Origin of the sequence: uncultured Thalassospira sp. (genome assembly GCF_963976115.1) — a bacterium.
Lineage (GTDB): Bacteria > Pseudomonadota > Alphaproteobacteria > Rhodospirillales > Thalassospiraceae > Thalassospira.
The window spans coordinates 110,401-128,221 of sequence record NZ_CAXBJJ010000003.1; the positions used below are offsets into that span (position 1 = coordinate 110,401).

Annotated in this window: 16 protein-coding genes; 9 read left to right on the forward strand and 7 right to left on the reverse strand. The window is 54.7% G+C overall.

Annotated elements, in window-relative coordinates; translation table 11 throughout:
* Positions 1-7 precede the first annotated feature (7 nt).
* From AAC086_RS04320 to AAC086_RS04330, 3 genes are all read left to right on the forward strand, one after another.
* Entirely contained in the window at positions 8-982 is a 975-nt protein-coding gene (locus tag AAC086_RS04320; RefSeq protein ID WP_339775728.1) for a TRAP transporter substrate-binding protein, read from the forward strand.
* 56 nt (positions 983-1,038) lie between these two features.
* Positions 1,039-1,575, forward strand: coding sequence for a TRAP transporter small permease subunit (locus tag AAC086_RS04325; RefSeq protein ID WP_339775729.1), 537 nt, complete (start codon positions 1,039-1,041; stop codon positions 1,573-1,575).
* A gap of 297 nt (positions 1,576-1,872) precedes the next feature.
* Entirely contained in the window at positions 1,873-2,667 is a 795-nt protein-coding gene (locus AAC086_RS04330; RefSeq protein WP_339775731.1) for an alpha/beta hydrolase, read from the forward strand.
* Positions 2,668-2,742: 75 nt separating this feature from the next.
* On the opposite strand, the gene AAC086_RS04335 is transcribed toward AAC086_RS04330, so the two are convergent.
* Positions 2,743-3,462 (reverse strand): HAD family phosphatase, encoded by a 720-nt coding sequence (locus AAC086_RS04335; protein WP_339775734.1) that lies wholly within the window; start codon positions 3,460-3,462, stop codon positions 2,743-2,745.
* 211 nt (positions 3,463-3,673) lie between these two features.
* Between AAC086_RS04335 and AAC086_RS04340 the strand changes: the two genes are divergently transcribed.
* Positions 3,674-5,263: an FGGY-family carbohydrate kinase gene (locus tag AAC086_RS04340; protein WP_339775736.1), complete on the forward strand. Its 1,590-nt coding sequence runs from the start codon at positions 3,674-3,676 to the stop codon at positions 5,261-5,263.
* 84 nt (positions 5,264-5,347) lie between these two features.
* On the opposite strand, the gene AAC086_RS04345 is transcribed toward AAC086_RS04340, so the two are convergent.
* A complete protein-coding gene (locus AAC086_RS04345) occupies positions 5,348-6,043 on the reverse strand; it encodes a dienelactone hydrolase family protein (protein ID WP_339775738.1) in 696 nt (231 codons plus the stop codon).
* A 226-nt stretch (positions 6,044-6,269) separates the two neighbouring features.
* Here AAC086_RS04345 and AAC086_RS04350 point away from each other — a divergent pair, with 226 nt between their 5' ends.
* Positions 6,270-6,788 carry an RES domain-containing protein gene (locus tag AAC086_RS04350; RefSeq protein WP_339775740.1) on the forward strand — a complete coding sequence of 173 codons (519 nt, stop codon included), beginning with the start codon at positions 6,270-6,272 and terminating at the stop codon, positions 6,786-6,788.
* 5 nt (positions 6,789-6,793) lie between these two features.
* On the opposite strand, the gene AAC086_RS04355 is transcribed toward AAC086_RS04350, so the two are convergent.
* From AAC086_RS04355 to AAC086_RS04365, 3 genes are read right to left on the reverse strand one after another with little or no spacing between them, the layout of a single operon-like run.
* The gene (locus tag AAC086_RS04355) at positions 6,794-8,512 is read right to left on the reverse strand and encodes a glycosyltransferase family 39 protein (RefSeq protein WP_339775743.1); all 1,719 of its coding nucleotides are present in this window, start codon (positions 8,510-8,512) and stop codon (positions 6,794-6,796) included.
* Positions 8,513-8,539: 27 nt separating this feature from the next.
* On the reverse strand, positions 8,540-8,866 hold the full coding sequence (locus AAC086_RS04360; protein ID WP_339775746.1) for a lipid-A-disaccharide synthase N-terminal domain-containing protein: 327 nt from the start codon (positions 8,864-8,866) through the stop codon (positions 8,540-8,542).
* A gap of 9 nt (positions 8,867-8,875) precedes the next feature.
* Positions 8,876-9,670 carry a glycosyltransferase family 2 protein gene (locus AAC086_RS04365; RefSeq protein ID WP_339775748.1) on the reverse strand — a complete coding sequence of 265 codons (795 nt, stop codon included), beginning with the start codon at positions 9,668-9,670 and terminating at the stop codon, positions 8,876-8,878.
* 429 nt (positions 9,671-10,099) lie between these two features.
* Here AAC086_RS04365 and AAC086_RS04370 point away from each other — a divergent pair, with 429 nt between their 5' ends.
* Together AAC086_RS04370 and AAC086_RS04375 are read left to right on the forward strand one after the other, a co-directional pair.
* A complete protein-coding gene (locus AAC086_RS04370) occupies positions 10,100-10,756 on the forward strand; it encodes a response regulator transcription factor (RefSeq protein ID WP_339775751.1) in 657 nt (218 codons plus the stop codon).
* 6 nt (positions 10,757-10,762) lie between these two features.
* The gene (locus AAC086_RS04375; protein WP_339775753.1) at positions 10,763-12,151 is read left to right on the forward strand and encodes an ATP-binding protein; all 1,389 of its coding nucleotides are present in this window, start codon (positions 10,763-10,765) and stop codon (positions 12,149-12,151) included.
* A gap of 9 nt (positions 12,152-12,160) precedes the next feature.
* Here the strand turns inward: AAC086_RS04375 and AAC086_RS04380 are convergent, their stop codons facing one another.
* On the reverse strand, positions 12,161-13,717 hold the full coding sequence (locus AAC086_RS04380) for an ATP-binding protein (protein ID WP_339775755.1): 1,557 nt from the start codon (positions 13,715-13,717) through the stop codon (positions 12,161-12,163).
* Positions 13,714-14,433 (reverse strand): response regulator transcription factor, encoded by a 720-nt coding sequence (locus AAC086_RS04385; protein ID WP_339775757.1) that lies wholly within the window; start codon positions 14,431-14,433, stop codon positions 13,714-13,716. Before AAC086_RS04385 ends, AAC086_RS04380 begins: the two co-directional genes overlap by 4 nt.
* Positions 14,434-14,654: 221 nt before the next feature.
* Here AAC086_RS04385 and AAC086_RS04390 point away from each other — a divergent pair, with 221 nt between their 5' ends.
* Positions 14,655-15,851, forward strand: a complete 1,197-nt coding sequence (locus tag AAC086_RS04390) for an efflux RND transporter periplasmic adaptor subunit (RefSeq protein WP_339775760.1) — start codon at positions 14,655-14,657, stop codon at positions 15,849-15,851.
* 2 nt (positions 15,852-15,853) lie between these two features.
* Complete coding sequence (locus AAC086_RS04395; protein WP_339775763.1) at positions 15,854-17,812, forward strand: MacB family efflux pump subunit; 1,959 nt, start codon at positions 15,854-15,856, stop codon at positions 17,810-17,812.
* Positions 17,813-17,821 lie beyond the last annotated feature (9 nt).

The following is a 17,821-nucleotide window of genomic DNA, read 5'->3' on the forward strand; positions in this document are numbered from 1 at the left end:
AAATTTTATGAAACTCAAAGCTCTTTCGCTGGTCGCCCTGCTGGCGATGACGACCGCAGCCTCGGCAGAGGTAAAAATTGCCCTTGATACCAAACCTGATCTGAAAACATCGGGTTCATATAACTGGATCAATACCTTTAGCAATGCCTTGAAAGCCGGGGGTATGGACCCGCGCGAGATGCCCGTCGGCGCCATCGGCAACGAAGCCGAAAAATTCGACCAGCTCTCGACAGGGCTTTTGGAAGTATCGCTTTCAGATGTCCGCACGATTGCCCAGGTTGACCCGTTCATTTACGGCGTCCGCCTGCCCTATCTGTTTGACAGCATCGACCACCTGGATCGCGCACTGGACGCCGGAAAAGTGTTTGCGAAGGTAAACCGGAATATGGCCAGCCAGGATGTGCTTCTGTTGTCTCTGGTCCCCCTTGGGCCGGCTTCCGGCATCATCACGACCACCAAAGCGGTCCGCTCTCCTGCCGATATGGCCGGTTTACGCATGCGTGCCCTGGATGATGCACAGATCTCCATGTATAACGCCTGGGGATCAAACGGAACGATCGTTCCCTGGGGCGAAGTCCCCGCCAGCCTGCAAACCGGCGTGATTGACGGCTATCTGAATTCGCCGCAGGTACCTGTTATGTTCGGCCAGACCGACTTTGTGAAAAACTACTCGGATGCACGCGTGATATGGCCTTTGCGGGCCGTTCTCGTATCAAAAACATGGTACGATGATTTGTCCGACGCAGATCGCAGCACCGTTGATGCCGCCGTCAAGGCTGGCGACAAAGCCGCACGCGTATGGCTCAAAGAGGCATCCGTCGACGGGCTAAAGGCGCTGGAAGCAAAAGGTGTAACCGTTCAGCGGCTCACCCCGGAAGAACGGGCCGTCTTTCGCAAAGCCTCGTTGCCGGTTTACGATTCCGGCCTGATGCCGCCAAAAGACATCAAAACCTGGACCGACTTGTCTGACGACAACCGCTAAACGCACACAAGCGGGCTGCATCTGCAGCCCGCGATTGATCCGAGGAAAAATCTGACATGCGTCAGTTTGTCATAAAAACCAGCAACGCCGTGCATATGTCGGTGCGCCGTATCGCGGTGATGGCCGTTGGGCTGATGTTTTTAACCGTAATGGTTCAAATCGTCGCACGCTATATTTTCTCATCCCCGCCAGCCTGGACCGAAGACGTCGCGCGTTATGCCATGGTCTGGACCGGGCTGTTAGGGGCGACTTTGTCGTTCAAAACCCGATCCGATGCCATTTTAATGCACAGCATATTTCCCAAACGCCCCCATATTCTGGGCCTGTTTGCCGAAGCCCTGCAAAGTGCAGCTGTGCTCACCTTTATCCTGCCGGTACTCTATTTCTGTTTCGTCGGTTTGCGCGGCGGTTTTGCCAAAGGATATATTGCCCGCCAGGCAGGGCTGACAGCCGATACCTTGGGCATTCCGATGGCATGGATTTCGATTTCGGTTCCCCTGGCGATGATCATTATCCTCCTGCATCTTGCCGCCCGCTGGGCACAAAATGAGGAAGAAACAGATAACGACAGCAGCGAAACACAGTTAGATTAACCTGTCACGGCTCTGCACCCTTTGAACTGGAATGTTTATAATTGGAGTTTTCCGCGCTAGATTCCTGATTGGAAAAAGGAGCGGAAGATATGAAAGCATCCAGCACTTTTACCCCCTGCTGACAGAATTTGGTCCATGCACACCGATCTGGCGTTGTTTTAACCACAACAATCGCAGATGATAATGGCCCTCATCCCGCCTGCGTGCTTAAAGTATCCGTCTTGATCAAGCATTTTTCCTTTAATATGACCCATTTTGTTTGGCCATATCTTCTTCCCACTTACGGAACCAGCCCCGATGAAACCCGAACGCATTGCTCAACACCGCCTTGCACGCGATGATGCAACCCTTGCATGGACCGAAGAAGGCTGCGGGCCTACCCTGATCTGGGCGCACGGGCTTATGTCGAACAGTTATTCATTGGAACAAAAAAACATTTACGATTTCGGACCGGTTATCGCTGCGGGGTCGCGCCTGGTGCGCTATGATGCGCGCGGGCATGGCCGGTCGATGGCAGAGGCCGTCCCGTCACATTTTACCTGGTCGCATCTGGCGGGCGACCTTTTAGCCATCGCCGATCAAACATCCGCCGACCAGCCTGTCAGCGCCATGGGATGTTCAATGGGCACAGGCACCATTCTGCACGCGGCAACCGCCGCCCCCGCCCGCTTTGCCAAACTGGTTTTAACCGCACCGCCAACGGCATGGAAAACCCGTCGCGCGCAGGCATATCTTTACGAAAAATCCGCCACCACCATTGACCACGACGGCCAGCCCGCCCTTGATGCGCTGGTTGCCAATATGGCACCACCGCCAATATTCACCGACCTGCCCGAATTCCCGGTCGAGGTAAATATCAACCTGCTGCCCTCGATCCTGCGCGGGGCGGGCCAATCGGACCTGCCAAGCCCCGATGCCATCCGCCAGTTGGATTTACCCGTCCTGATACTGGCATGGGAAAGCGACCCTACCCACCCCATTGCCTCGGCCGAACGCCTGGCCGAGCTTATTCCCGGGGCAAAACTGCATGTTGCCAAACATGTAAATGACGTTCGCAACTGGGGCAATCTGGTGGCGGATTTTCTGGCATAAAAAAAATACGGCAACGTCGCCACCGCCACCTGCCCCACCAGGTACACAACACATGTTGTGCGCCTGGTACATACTTTAGCAGGTCATTACTGCGGCAAGATCGGCCATATTATCAAATACCTGATGGGCACCGGCATCGATCAGGCGTTGTTGCGCATCATTGCGGGCACCATCATAATGCCCGCCGCCAACAAACCCCCAACACATCATGCCCGCCGCAATCGCGGCCTGCACACCGGCAACGGAATCCTCAACCACCAAACACATAGACGGGTCAAACCCCATATCGCCTGCGGCATATAAAAACAGGTCCGGTGCGGGTTTGCCCTTCTTGACAAAATCAGCGCTGTAAATATGCCCGTCAAACCAGTGCCCCAACCCCGTGATGCGCATGGTGGTTTCAAGCCTTCGCACTGAACTGCTTGATGAAATGCAGAACGGTATATCGCGTTGTTTCAGGACCACCAAAACATCATCAATATTGGAAATCTTGTGCAATTCGGTTTCATAACGTACAAACAGGCGGTCATAAAAATAGGGCTTGAAATCAGCACTGACATCGCGGCCCGTTTCGGCGCGGATATGGTCAATCGGCGCAGCACTCGATCGCCCGGTAAATCGGCGAGCCACGTCCTCGAGCGATAACGGCGCGCCAAAATGGGCAAGAACGTCCACCAGGGTCGATAGTGAGATCGGTTCACTATTAACCAGCACACCATCGCAATCAAACAGAACCGCCTTGATCGCGGCGGGCCATTCAATACGCAACGCAGACGCTACGGGTTTGGTTTGCATTTGTTTCTCGGACGTTATTTTTTAATCCCAAGACCCTATCTAATCGAGAATATTGGCGTCAACAAAAATGAGTATTTGACCAGAAGTCGATCTTTTGTTCATTTTGCATCCCGATTGCGCATGAAAGCACACTGGCCTTCTGTTGGGCGCCTTAAATCGGCTATAAGCCGGTTTGAGAAAACAATGTCAAAAGGCGGGAGGAAATATCGCCATGACCCTGAAAGATACAGCAATTATTGGTGTCGACGTCGGAACCGGCAGCGCACGCGCCGGGATATTTGATGGCACCGGCAAACTTTTGGGCAGCGCATCCCACCCGATTGCCATGAATCGCCCGCGCCCGGATTTTGTCGAACAGGATTCTGAAAATATCTGGCAATCGGTCTGCAAGTCGGTTCAGGATGCACTCATCAAATCTGGCGTTGATGGCAGCAAGGTCTCAGCCATTGGTTTTGATGCCACCTGCTCGCTTGTTATTCGGGGTGCGAACGACCAACCCCTGCCCGTATCGCCCGATGGCCCGGCAAACTGGGATGTCATTGTGTGGATGGACCATCGCGCCACCCGTGAAGCCGAACAATGCACCGCCACCGGATCAAAAGTTCTGGAATATATCGGTGGCACCATGTCACCGGAAATGGAAATTCCCAAACTGATGTGGCTAAAACGCCATAACCCGACGGTTTGGGGTAAAATGACGGCGGCTTATGATCTGGCCGATTTTCTGGCCTTCCGCGCCACTGGCGACAATGCCCGGTCATGCTGCACAGTAACATGTAAATGGACGCACCTTGCCCACGAAGACACCCCCTGGAACCAGGAATTTCTGACCAAGGTTGGTCTGGATGATTTTATTGAAAAAGTCGGCATAGATGGCCCTGCGGTTGCCGTTGGGGCCCCGGTCGGCAAACTTTCGGCCAACGCCGCCCGCGACCTTGGCCTTACACCCAATTGTATGGTCGGTGCGGGCCTGATCGATGCCCATGCCGGGGCGCTTGGCACGTTGGGCGCACATCTGGGCGGTAACCTTGATCAACGCTTTGCCATGATCGCAGGCACATCAACCTGCCACATGGCGTTATCAGCCGAACCGCGCTTTATCAAAGGGGTTTGGGGGCCATATTTTGGCGCGGTCGCACCGGGCTTGTGGCTCAACGAAGGCGGGCAATCGGCAACCGGCGCCTTGCTGGACCATATTTGCGCCCTGCACCCCTTCGCCCGCAACCTCGGCCGCGATGCCCACCGGCTGGCCGGGGAAAAGCTGCTCCCCCGTATGATGGAAAAGGCCGATCTGGCCCCGCGCCTGCACCTGTTGCCCGATTTTCACGGCAACCGGTCGCCGCTGGCCGACCCGGAAGCATTAGGGGTTATCAGTGGCTTGACGCTGGATCAAAGCGAAGACAGCTTTCTGGACCTGTACTGGGCCACCGCCTGCGCCATCGCCTATGGCACCCGCCATATCATTGACGCGCTTAATGCGACGGGCTACGACATTCGCTACATTCACCTCAGTGGCGGCCACACTGCAAGTCCGGTTCTGGTGAAACTTTATGCCGATGTGACAGGCTGTGACGTTGTGATGTCTGAATGTGCGGAGCCTGTCTTGCTGGGTGCTGCCATGCTGGCCGCAGTTGCCCTTGTCCCGGATGGCGGGCTGGAAGCGGCATCAAAGTCAATGGCAGCACCTGATACGGTTAAATCGCCAGACAATACCGCGAAAGCCGACCATGACCGGCGCTATGCCATTTTCCACAAACTGCACGCGCACCGTCAGGAACTCGACGCAATGAGCCACGGCTAAACACACCAGCCCCCTTAATGCACAAAGCTCCCGCCCTTGTTGGGGCGGGAGCTTTATCTTCCATCAGATCAAATCCAAACCCGCTCAGGCCAAATTCTGTTTCAAAAACTCTGCCGTGCGGGCATTGGCGGTTGCGGCATCATTTTCGTCATAATGATTGCCACCTTTACGACAAAAGGCATGGTTGCGTTCGGGATACTGATAGATCATGACATCGGCTTTATCTTTCAACCCGGCCTTGATCTTGTCCTGTGCTTCGGCGGGAATAAATTCATCTTGCCCGGCCAGATGCATAATCAGCGGTTTGCTAATTTTATCTGCTTCACCAAGGTAATTATCAATGCCCGCCCCGTAAAAGGAGGCAAAAGCATCGCCATCCGTGCGCGTCGCGGCCAGATAGGTCATCATCCCGCCCATGCAATAACCAACAACGGCTGCTTTGTCGGTGGCATCCGGCAGGGCGCGGGCGGCATCCAAAGTCGCCTGTATGTCCTGTGCGCCCTTGTCAGGGTCAAAAGCCTGCAAATAACCAAAGGCCTTTTGCCATTCCGCATCGGTTTTATCGGTAAGTTCGATCCCCGGTTCAATCCGCCAGAACAAATCCGGGCAAACTGCGATATAGCCCTGCTTTGCGTACTCATCGGCAACGCCACGCATCACGGCGTTAATGCCAAATATTTCCTGAATCACCACCACGACCGGCGCAGGCAGTTTATCGGGCATCGCAACATAAGCATTAAAAGTACCGTCAGCAGTTTTGACGCTCAGATTCTGGCTCATGTGGGCCTCCATGTTTTTGATAAATTTATATGTTCCCGGCAGTGGGGTTCAAACAATGCAACAACACCATCCTTCACCGCCAAACTGCGCGCTGGGTTTGAAATAATCCAAAATCGCGCCTTTGCCAGCCACAACGCGGCAAAAGTTGGCGACATCGTTGACGAACAACAAACCGCACGCATAATCTTGCCCGCTTGCCAAATTTACAGCGTTCGGAAATGTTCCTATGTCGCAAAATCATGAAGATATTTTTCGCCCCGTCGAGGGCCTGTTTTATCGTGCTGTGGATCCGCGCTATCTTCAAACAAGCTTGGCCGGGTCACGCAATGCCGGGCGTTACTCAAACCCGGAACAACCCACGCTTTATCTTAGTTCCTCGCCAAAAGGCGTCGAAGCGGCGATGATTGCACATACCGCCAATCGGGCCAAACAGCTTCAAATTGTGGCGGTATCGGTAAAGGCGCAACGCATTTTTGATCTTCGCAACGAAAAGGCGCGCATACAGGCGGGTATCAGCCTGGAAGATGCGACAGCTCCGTGGCAGGATTGCGTTGCCCAAGGCACAACACCCCCGTCATGGCACGTTCGGGACAGGCTTGTCGCACTGGGGGCGCAAGGGCTTATTGACCCGTCGAGAAAGGCCCCCGGGCTTTGGCATCTTGTTTTGTTTAACTGGAACGGGCACGACCAGCCCACCATAGAGGCAATCGCGCCCGTAAACGAACACTCCGACATAACAAGATAAAAAGTTTAGCGTGCCAGCACGCTTTCGGGATCAGCCTTAACAGTCGCCGCATCCCAGATCACCAAATGGTCGCTTCGGTAATCAAACCGGGCAATAGGCTGTGCCATACCCGTGATCGGATTATCGCGACGGGCAATCACTTCACCTTGTGGATGGGCAGCAATCCAGGACTGAACTTCGGATATATCAAGCAGCATCGGGATCGGTTGTTCCAGACGCCCCAAAAACTGGAACTGGGCATGGTATTTGCCCCAATAGGCCACGTCATGGCCCGCCTGTTGCTGGCTTTTCAGATAAACCGCCATCGGGCGCATGTTATAGTCGGTCTGCAAACGGGGGCTGGCGATCATAAAGACCATAGCCACCAGCAACAAATTCACCCCGGCAATCACCCCGACAAGGGCAACACGGCGCGCCTGCACCAGCACAAGCGCAACACCCGCCGCGAGTAAAAACGCGCCCCACCAACCATCAAGCATTCCGACCCAGGCCGGAATTTTATCAAAAAATCCTGGCAGAAACGGTGCCACCAAACCAGCGACACCCAGAATGATCACGAAGGCCGCTAACGGGATCTGATCGATCCGGCGGATCGGAACATCGGCAATGATGCGCGCAAAAACAAGTGCCAATAACGGCAGAACCGGCAGAACATAATGCACCCGTTTGCCCGAAATCAGACTAAACGCAACCAGCAAAAAGACAGAAACCAGCAGGCAAAACCGCAACCCGGCATCCTGATCCTTGCGCCAGCCAAACCCGAACAGCGAGCGCCACAAACCGCCCCAGAACACCCACGGCAGCAACATGGCCGGTAACGCGACCAGATAATAATAAAACGGTTCAACATGGGCGAAGCTGTCAACCATGCGGCCCGCTGTCTGACCCCAAAAAATGGCGTTGCGATATACTTCGCCGCCAAAAACAGCGGCAGGCACGGCCCACAACAACGCAATCCCCGCGCCCAGCAACACCGAAAGCCCCATCCCCGCATACCAGCGTTTAAAGGCACCGCGCCCGGCAAAAATGCCCGCACTGCCGAAGGCCGGTGCGATGGAAGCAGGACCGTTGGCCGTTTTCGGCACGGCCCCACCACGTGACGAAACAGCCCAGCTTTTTTGCCAAACCGGTGCAAAAACCGCAGCTGGCAAAACATAAAGCAAAATCACCGGCCCCTTGGCCAAAACGCCCAGTCCGATGGCAATGCCGGTAATGATCCAGCCTTTTGGGGCATCGCCATCGCGGGCCACAAAAACACCATACCACCCCAGCAAGGCAAAAAAGCACTGCAACATATCAAAATAGGTCAGCGTGCCATAACCGGCATAATAGGTGCCGCCGATTAAAAACAGGGGGGCAATTTGCGCAATTGCTGTTTTATCGGGCCAAATGCGTTTGGCCAGCAATGCCACCATCACCATGTTCAAACCGGCAAATAACGGCGCGATCAGGCGGGCGGTAAAATCATTGACCCCGAAAACGGCCCAGCTGGCATTGATCAGCCAGAACAACAGGGGGGGCTTGTGCGAATAGGGTTCGCCATTAAGATGCGGCACCAGCCAGTTATGATGAAGCCACATTTCCCATGCCACCGACAGGTACCGTGTTTCATCAACAGGCAGCAACGGTCGGGCACTTACCCCTAAAACCGCAACCAAAACCCACAATATCAGGATTACGCCAAACGATGCCGTCTTTGCGCCGGTACGATTGTTCAGGGTCATGTAAAATCCGTAAATTTAAACGACGGGTTATTCGGCCACGATCGACGGGATGGTTTCGGTTTGGGCATTCCGTTTTTCGCGATGAATGAAATAAAGGTTCCGCGCATAAACGATAAGACCAAAGGACTGGCCAAGAATAATGATCGGTTCGGCCCGTTTCAGGCCATAAATCATCAGACAGATGCCGCCCAGAATACTGAAATACCAGAACGCCACCGGGACGATACTTTTGGCATGTTTTTCACTGACCAGCCATTGCACCAGGAACCGCCCGGAAAACATGACCTGACCAACAATACCCAGCACAAACCAGGCATCAAGATGCGAGAACAACCGCGCAAACCATTCATGCATTGCTGCCCCCTATTCCTTTGATTTTACAACGGGTGTTTTGGCACGGGCCTGAAGCCACATCACACCCATAATGTCAACGATACCAACCCAAAGCCGGTTCATCATGCTGTAATTTGACGTTCCCCGCAACCTTGGGCGGTGATTGACGGCCACGGAATAAACCTTTCCGCTATCGCGCAACATCAGGGCCGGCAAAAAACGATGCATGTGATTAAAGCGCGGAAATGCCAGAAAATCGTCGCGGCGAAACAGTTTGATGCCACAGCCGGTATCAGGGGTTTCGTCTTTTAACAACCCGCCACGCACCTTGTTGGCAATGCGTGACTGAATGCGTTTCATCGCCGTATCGTGCCGGTTTGCCCGCCAGCCTGCAATCAGAACCCGGGCATTGTCACCCTCGGCCCGGTACCGTTCCAGCATTTGCAAAATATCAGCCGGGTCATTCTGGCCATCGCCGTCCAGCGTTACAATCAAACCGCCACGGGCATTTTTAACCCCGGTCAAAACCGCAATCGACTGACCACAGCTTTTTTCATGGCAAATCAGATGCAATTCCGGCACCGATTGGCGCAAACCGCGCACAATCGTCGGGGTCTGATCTGTGCTGCCATCGTCAACATAGATAATCTCAAACGCAACCTTGTCGCGCAGGGCGCTGACAATCTCGGTTACCAGTGGCGCGATATTCTCGGCCTCGTTTTTAACCGGGACCACAACCGAAAGCACGGGTACGCCAACATCGGCAGACGCTGCTGCCTGAGAGGGGGCCGGATTTTCGGGCAGAGAACTTTTTTCAAATGTCATTCTGATAAACCGTCGCGGCGATCAACACATTGTCTGCAAAACGCACCCAAATCGGAGGCCCCTCGCGCGCAGATGCGTCAAAATCCTTATCTTGTTGAAAATTCAAATATTTATGCACAAACTAATGTCAAAAATTACACAACACTATAACCGCCATTTCCACGAATGCAGATGCAATAAGGGCCAGTGGGCGCTTTTATTACAATCTAATGTCAAAATAACGACGTCGTCCCACATTGCCATTAGCGGTGTTGATAATATTTTCCGACCCGGATCGCAAGAAAACTCTTGGTATTATCAGCTTGGAACGGATGCGCTTTTGCCCGTCAATGCTGACAACAAACTGAAGCAACACCAAATTGTTTGCACGATTTTTTCATCCCGCTGTGACAGTGTGTAAACACATGCAAACGGGGCCAACAGGGTAACATGCGGATATTGCTAATTGAAGATGAACCATCGCTGGCACAGGCGATCAAGGATCATTTAATGGCCAATGGCGAAGCCGTTGACTGGCTGCCTGCCCTTATTGATGCCGAAGACACCCTGCGCAGCACGCGTTACGACATTATCTTGCTGGATTTAAACCTGCCCGACGGCAATGGCATTACGCTGTTGCAAAATATCCGCAAACGCGGCGATGCCACCCCTTGCGTGATTCTGACCGCCCAGGATCAGATTTCCGACCGTATCGCCGGGCTGAATGCCGGTGCCGATGATTATCTGGTCAAACCGTTTGATCTGGGTGAAATGATTGCCCGGCTGGGCGCTGTTTCACGGCGCTATTCCGGCAACCCGAACCCGCTGGTCGAAATTGGCAATCTTGAAATTGACCAGGCCAACCGCCTTGTTTTCGTTTCCGGCCGCCAGATTGACCTGACCGCACGCGAATGGGCCGTGTTTGACCAGCTTTTGCGCCGCCCCGGTGCCATTCTGTCAAAACGGCAGCTTGAAGACGCGCTTTATGAATTTGGCGCCGAAATCGAAAGCAACACAGTCGAGGTTTATATCAGCCGCCTGCGCAAAAAAATCGGTCCGGTTCCCATTCGCACCGTGCGCGGTGTCGGATACCGGCTGGAAGGATAAATCGGCATGGCGTTGCTGAAAATGAGAAACAGCCTGATCATTGCCATCGTCACCCGCGTCACCATGGTCATGACGCTGGCGTGGTTATTGGGATGTGCGCTTGCCGTGCTGGCGATGCAAGATGAAATGGGCGAAGCCTTTGACAGTGGCCTGCAACAGACGGCACATCGCATTTTACCCCTGGCCGTCGATTACCTGTTTGAACATAACGATGCCGATGCCCCGCACCGTATGCCCACCGGGTCGCTTATGGCGCGCGACGAATTTGTCGCCTATCAGATTCGGGATCCGGAAGGCAGAATTCTGGTGCAATCCTATGAAGGTGGCACCGATGCCTTTTCCGCCCCGTTAGAACCGGGTTTTTATGAAGATGACCGGTTTCGCTATTATACCGAAGCCACCTTGCGCAACAGCCTGTATATTCAGGTTGCCGAACCCCTTGCCCATCGCCGCGAGGCCCTGCGAGAAAGCACCGCGGCCATCCTCGCCCCGCTGCTCTTGCTGATCCCGGTCAGCATTATCGGCATTTGGTGGAGCGTCCGGCACGGGTTGCGCCCGGTGACTTTGCTTCAGGATGACATTCGCAATCGCGGCAGCGGCAATATGGCCCCGATTAACCGCCCCGAACTGCCTGACGAACTTCATCCCATTGTGACAGCCGTAAACAACCTGCTGTCGCGACTAAAAGCCGCCCTGACGGCCGAGCGTAATTTTGCCGCCAACAGCGCGCACGAATTGCGCACCCCGATCGCCGTCGCCCTGGCACAAACCCAACGCCTGCGCGCCGAAATACCCGCTGATGATGCCAATGCCGACCGCGCCAACCAAATTGAAACATCGCTACAACACCTCAAACGCCTGTCAGAAAAACTGTTGCAGCTTTCACGCGCCGAGGCCGGGGTGGCCGTTGTTGGCGATATGCAGGATTTATCGCCCGCCCTGTCCCTCGTGATCGAGGATTTCAGCCGCGATTCCCGCTATACGCAACGCATTGAAACCAATCTGAGTGATGAACACCCGTTAATGGGCAAAATAGACATCGATGCCTTTGCCATCTGCCTGCGCAACCTGATCGAAAATGCCCTGATCCACAGCGCAAAGGACGCCCCGGTCACGATCTGGGCATCGCCGGGCAATTCGCCGCAAATTCACATTGTCAATCATTGCCCGCTGGTGCCACCAGACGTTTTGACAAAACTGACAGAACGTTTTGAACGCAATAATCCCTCAGCCCGCGGATCAGGGCTGGGCCTGGCGATTGCCGAAACAATCATGCAGCAAGCCGGCGGGCAGCTTTTGTTGCAATCGCCCGCCACAGGCAAAGCGGACGGGTTTGAAGCCATTTTGATCCTGCCGGAAACGGACAGGGCAATACCAACAACGACCACGCCTTAACCGCTTGTCTTATGATTTTCGGGCGTCATCGGTACGCAGGGTAAAAGGAAGTGCGATCTGCATTACCAACCCGCCATCAGGTCGATTTTTGGCAATGATCGTACCGCCATGAGCAACAATCGCGCGTTGCGCAATCGACAAACCAAGGCCAAACCCGGCTTTACTGGCGCTAAACCCGGCAACACCGGGATTTACCGGGGCATTGGCACCGGCAACTTTCTGATCAGCAACAGGTAAAGCCTGCTCCGCAGCCACGCTTGCCGCAACATCGCGGGTGAACGGGTCAAACACGGTATCAAGCATTTCTGCGGCAATGCCCGGTCCGCGATCGGCAATGGTAATCTCGAAAAACTGACGCTCAAAATCGGCGGTCGCATCAATTTCAACCTGTTTGCCCGCTGCGGTATGGTGCAAGGCATTCCGGATCACGTTTTCAAACGCGCGGCGCAGCAATTCGGCATTGCCCGACACAACCGGCACCGCGCCAAAATACGACCGGCGCACAGCCAGATCGGTTTTTACCACAATGCCCAGCCCGTCGGCCTCAAACCGTGCATCGGCAATCACCCGTCCCAGCAAATGATCCAGATCCAGATAAACCGGTTGATGCGCCGCACCGCTTTCCACCCGCGAAAGGGTAAGCAACCCGCCTACCAGTTCGTCAAGACGAATGGTTTCCTTTTCAATACGATCAAACGAACTTTCAATCCGTTCGGGTTTTTGCCGCGCCAGGGCAACGGCCATCTGCATTCGCGCCAGCGGCGACCGCAATTCATGCGATACATCGTTCAACAGGCGGTCACGCGCGCCAATCAATTGCTGCAAACGGTCGGCCATATGGTCAAAATCACGGGCAAGATCAGCAATTTCGTCGCGTCTGCGCCCCATTTCCGGTCGTAAGCGGTACGACATATCGCCCGACGATAATTGTTCAAACCCTTTGCGTAACTGCAATATCGGACGGGTTAAATACCACGCCAAAAGGGCGCTAAAAATAAGCCCGCCAACCACGCCCGCAATAACCATGGGCATTGGCACATTCAAATGTCGGTCCCGCGGGATTTGCGCCACAATATCGGCAATATCGAACGTCATTTGCAGCCATGTGCCATCAGGTAAAGGCACAATACGCGAAATATTGCCTGTTTCCCAAGCCCGACGCACCATCAGATACCGTTCGCGCAACTGTTCCGGTAACAGATTTTTCGCCGGGTTACCGGTTTTTTCCGACCATTCAAGTATTTCCTGATCGGTCACGGTCACATCGGTTTGTGCCTTTTGCAGGCTCTGGCGGGCAGTCGCTGCGGCCACAGGCTTATAGCGCAATCGTTCACTTTCGGCCTTTGGCCAGTCCGTTAACAGTTGGTCGAGTGCAGGCACCCCGCCGCGCTCGGCGACACGGGTCGCCATGTCAACATAGCCCGGCACCGTCGCCGACAAATAACCAATCAGATAGGGGGTTGGCGGATGCCCGTAAAACTGAAACAGCAACCATACCCCTTCGGCAATAGCAATAAAGGTAATGGCAAAGCTCACCAGAATTTTCCAGAACAGCCGCCCCTTCATGATCCCTGCCTTAACCGGTAGCCAAACCCGCGCACGGTTTCAATCAGCGATGCATCGCCGCTGGCCTGCTGAAGTTTCTGGCGCAGGTTGCTCATATGCACATCAATGGAACGATCATAAACCTCGCGCGGGCGACCTAACACCGTCATCGACAGCTCGTTTTTTGAAAGTGCCCTGTCGCGCGCCCGCATCAGGGTTTCAAGCAAATTAAACTCCGACACCGTCAAATCCATTTCCTGCCCGTCAAATGCGGCAAAACGTCGGGCGGGCTCCAGTGTAATCAAACCCCGTTCCAGCAAAGCATCCTGACGATCAGATATGTGTGTCGCCGCGGCTATGCCCGACGTACGGCCCCCATCGGCCCGGCGCAGTACAGCGCGAATGCGCGCCACCAGTTCGCGCGGATAATAGGGCTTGGGTATATAATCATCCGCCCCCAGTTCCAGGCCAACAACCCTGTCCACATCATCGCCTTTGGCGGTTAACATAATGATCGGCATCCGGCTTTGGGCGCGCACCTGGCGCAAAACCTCTATCCCGCCAATGCCCGGCATCATGATATCAAGCAACGCCATCGCATATTCCCCCGACAGGGCATGCGAAATGCCATCATGGCCATTATGTACCACGGTGATCTCAAACCCTTCGCCGTCCAGATACTCTGCCAGCATCTCGCCCAGTTCGATGTCGTCATCGATCAGAAGTATTCGGCTCACGGTTGTTTTCTCCAAATATGACGGCATCATACCGGGCAAATTTGCCGCGAAAAGGCCACAAATTCGAACTTTACACATCCCTTACACATGATTTTCATCCCCTTCACCCCGCACCACATCAATGAATGCTATCTATGATCAGGATATTGATGGAAACGGATGTTTCGATCGTGCCCTTCACCCCAGACACATGCTTCAAGAATTCAGCATAACGGATTCCCATGAAAAAACTGCTCGCCCATCGCACCACCATAATTGTCGTCGTCATCCTGCTTGCCGCAGGGGGGTGGTTTGGCCGCGATTATCTGTTTCCACCCGAGGCAGCACCCAGCTATGTGACCGCCAGGGTGACGCGGGGCGATCTGGAAAGCACAGTTCTGGCAAGCGGCACGCTGGAAGCCTATCAGTTGGTCTCGGTCGGGGCACAGGTTTCGGGGCAAATTCAAAAACTGTATGTTGCCCTGGGCGATGTGATTAAAAAAGGCGACCTGATCGCCGAGATCGACCCGTCGACCCAGCAAAATGCCCTGAGCGATGCCAAGGCCAACCTTGCCAACAACCAGGCGCAACTGGCATCGAAAAAAGCCACCCTGCGCCAGGCGCAACAGGCCTATGACCGCCAGAAGAAAATGCGCCGCCTGGATGCCAGCCCACAAGAAGACCTTGAAACCGCCGAGGCCACCCTTGCCGTAACCAAGGCCGAAATCAACGCTCTGAATGCCGAAATTGATCGGGCAAAAATTGCGGTTGATACCGCCCAGATCGACCTTGATTACACCGAAATCAAAGCGCCGATGGATGGCACGGTTGTATCCTTGCCCGTCAAGGTCGGGCAAACGGTAAACGCGGTTCAAACCACGCCAACCATCATCAAACTGGCGCAACTTGGCACCATGACGGTCAAGGCCGAAATTTCCGAAGCCGACGTCATCCGTGTGAAACCGGGGCAAGAAGTGTATTTCACCATTCTGGGCGACCCCGATACCAAATATCACGCCACATTGCGCGCCATCGAACCCGCCCCCGATGCCATTGACGACTATGACGACGGTATCAAAGATAACGAAGCGGTTTATTACAATGCCCTGTTCGATGTCCCCAATCCCGACGGTATCTTGCGCATTGCCATGACAACCGAGGTCACGGTTGTGTTGAAATCCATCAAGGATGCCCTGATCATTCCGTCATCCGCCCTGATCACCGGGCAGGATGGCAAACAATATGTACAGATCGAAGACAGCAAAGGCGACGAAAAACCCGTGATTAAACAGGTGCCTGTCACAGTGGGGCTAAATACCAATGTCAAAGCCGAAATCACATCGGGCGTTGCCGAAGGCGATAACGTAATCATCGGGGCCGCCAGCGGCGTTGTTATCGACAGCACCGGCACGCGTCGCCCGCGGGGGATGATGTTCTGATCATGGCAGCACCGTTAATCGAAATCACCGATCTGTGGCGCGAATACCCCGCAGGCGACCAGAAAATTGCTGTGCTGAAAGGTGTTAACCTGACCATCGAACGCGGTGAAATGGTTGCCATTATGGGCGCGTCTGGCTCTGGCAAATCCACACTCATGAATATTCTGGGCTGTCTGGACCGGCCAACACGCGGGACCTACCGTGTGAATGGTCGCCCGACAGATGCCCTCGAACCGGACGAACTGGCGGCACTGCGCCGTGAATATTTCGGCTTTATCTTTCAACGCTATCATTTGCTGTCCGACCTGACCGCCCTGGGCAATGTGGAAGTTCCCGCCATTTATGCCGGATATTCCACCAGCCAGCGCCACATCCGTGCCCATGACCTGCTTGCGAAAGTGGGGCTGGCAGATCGCACCCATCACCGTCCTGGCCAGCTTTCGGGCGGGCAGCAACAGCGCGTCAGCATTGCCCGTGCCATGATGAATGGCGGCGACGTTATTCTGGCCGACGAACCCACCGGCGCACTTGACAGCAAAAGCGGCGAGCAGACCCTGGCCCTGTTGCGCGACCTGCATGCCGATGGCCATACCGTTATTCTGGTTACCCATGACCCCAATGTTGCCGCCCATGCCGAACGGGTGATCGAAATTCTGGATGGCGAAATCATCCGCGATGAACGCCAGATCGCCGCAGGCGGCAGCGACACTGTTACCCCCGCCCCGGTTGCCCAAAAACCAAAAGGCAACCGCCTGTGGGCCGAATTTGGCCGTTTTGGCGAAGCCTTTAATATGGCGCTGGTCGCCATGGCCGCCCATCGATTGCGCACATTTCTGACCATGCTGGGCATTATCATTGGCATTGCATCGGTGGTATCGGTCGTTGCCCTTGGCACCGGTTCGCGCGAAAAGGTGCTAGAAAGCATCAGTTCCATCGGCACCAACACCATCGACATCCAGCGCGGCAAGGATTTTGGCGACCGCGATGCCGACACCATCCGTACCCTGACGGCTGACGACGCAACCGCCCTTGCCGATCAATATTATGTCGACAGCGTCACGCCCAGTGTTTCCACCAGTGTTACGATCCGCTATCGCAATATCGAGGCAACCTCGTCTGTGACCGGTGTTGGTGTCGATTATGACCGGGTGCGCGGCTATGAAATAGATCAGGGCATTTGGTTTAACCAGCGATCCGTGCAAAACCGTGATCAGGATGCGATTATCGATAATAACACCCGCGATAAACTGTTCCCCAATGGCGAAGACCCGCTGGGAAAAGTGATCCTGCTCGGCGCTGTTCCCGTGCGGGTCATCGGGGTGACCAAAAAGCACGACAGCGCCTTTGGCCGGGGCGACAGCCTTAATGTCTGGCTGCCTTACACCACCGTGATGACCCGCCTGACCGGGCAAAATTACCTGACCAGCATCACCGTGCGCATTGCCGATGCCGTCGATAGCAAGCTGGCAGATCAGAAAATCGGCGAATTCCTTGAGAAACGCCATGGTATCCGCGATTTTTTCACCATCAATACCGATACCATCCGCCAAACCATTGAAACCACAACGGCAACGCTGACCCTGCTGGTTTCCTCGATTGCCGTTATTTCCCTTATTGTGGGCGGTATCGGGGTGATGAACATCATGCTGGTATCGGTTACCGAACGCACCGGCGAAATTGGCGTACGCATGGCTGTTGGCGCACGGCAGGGCGATATTTTGCGCCAGTTCCTGATCGAAGCGGTACTGGTGTGTCTGATCGGCGGGGCGCTAGGCGTGTCGCTGGCCCTGTTATTCGGGGTTCTGTTCGACATGCTCGGAACATCGTTTCAAATGATCTATTCCACCGCCTCAATCGTTATGGCCTTTGCCTGCTCGTCCATGATCGGGGTTTTGTTTGGCTTTTTGCCCGCGCGCAGTGCCGCCCGTTTAAACCCTGTCGATGCCTTGAACCGGGACTGATGGAGAATT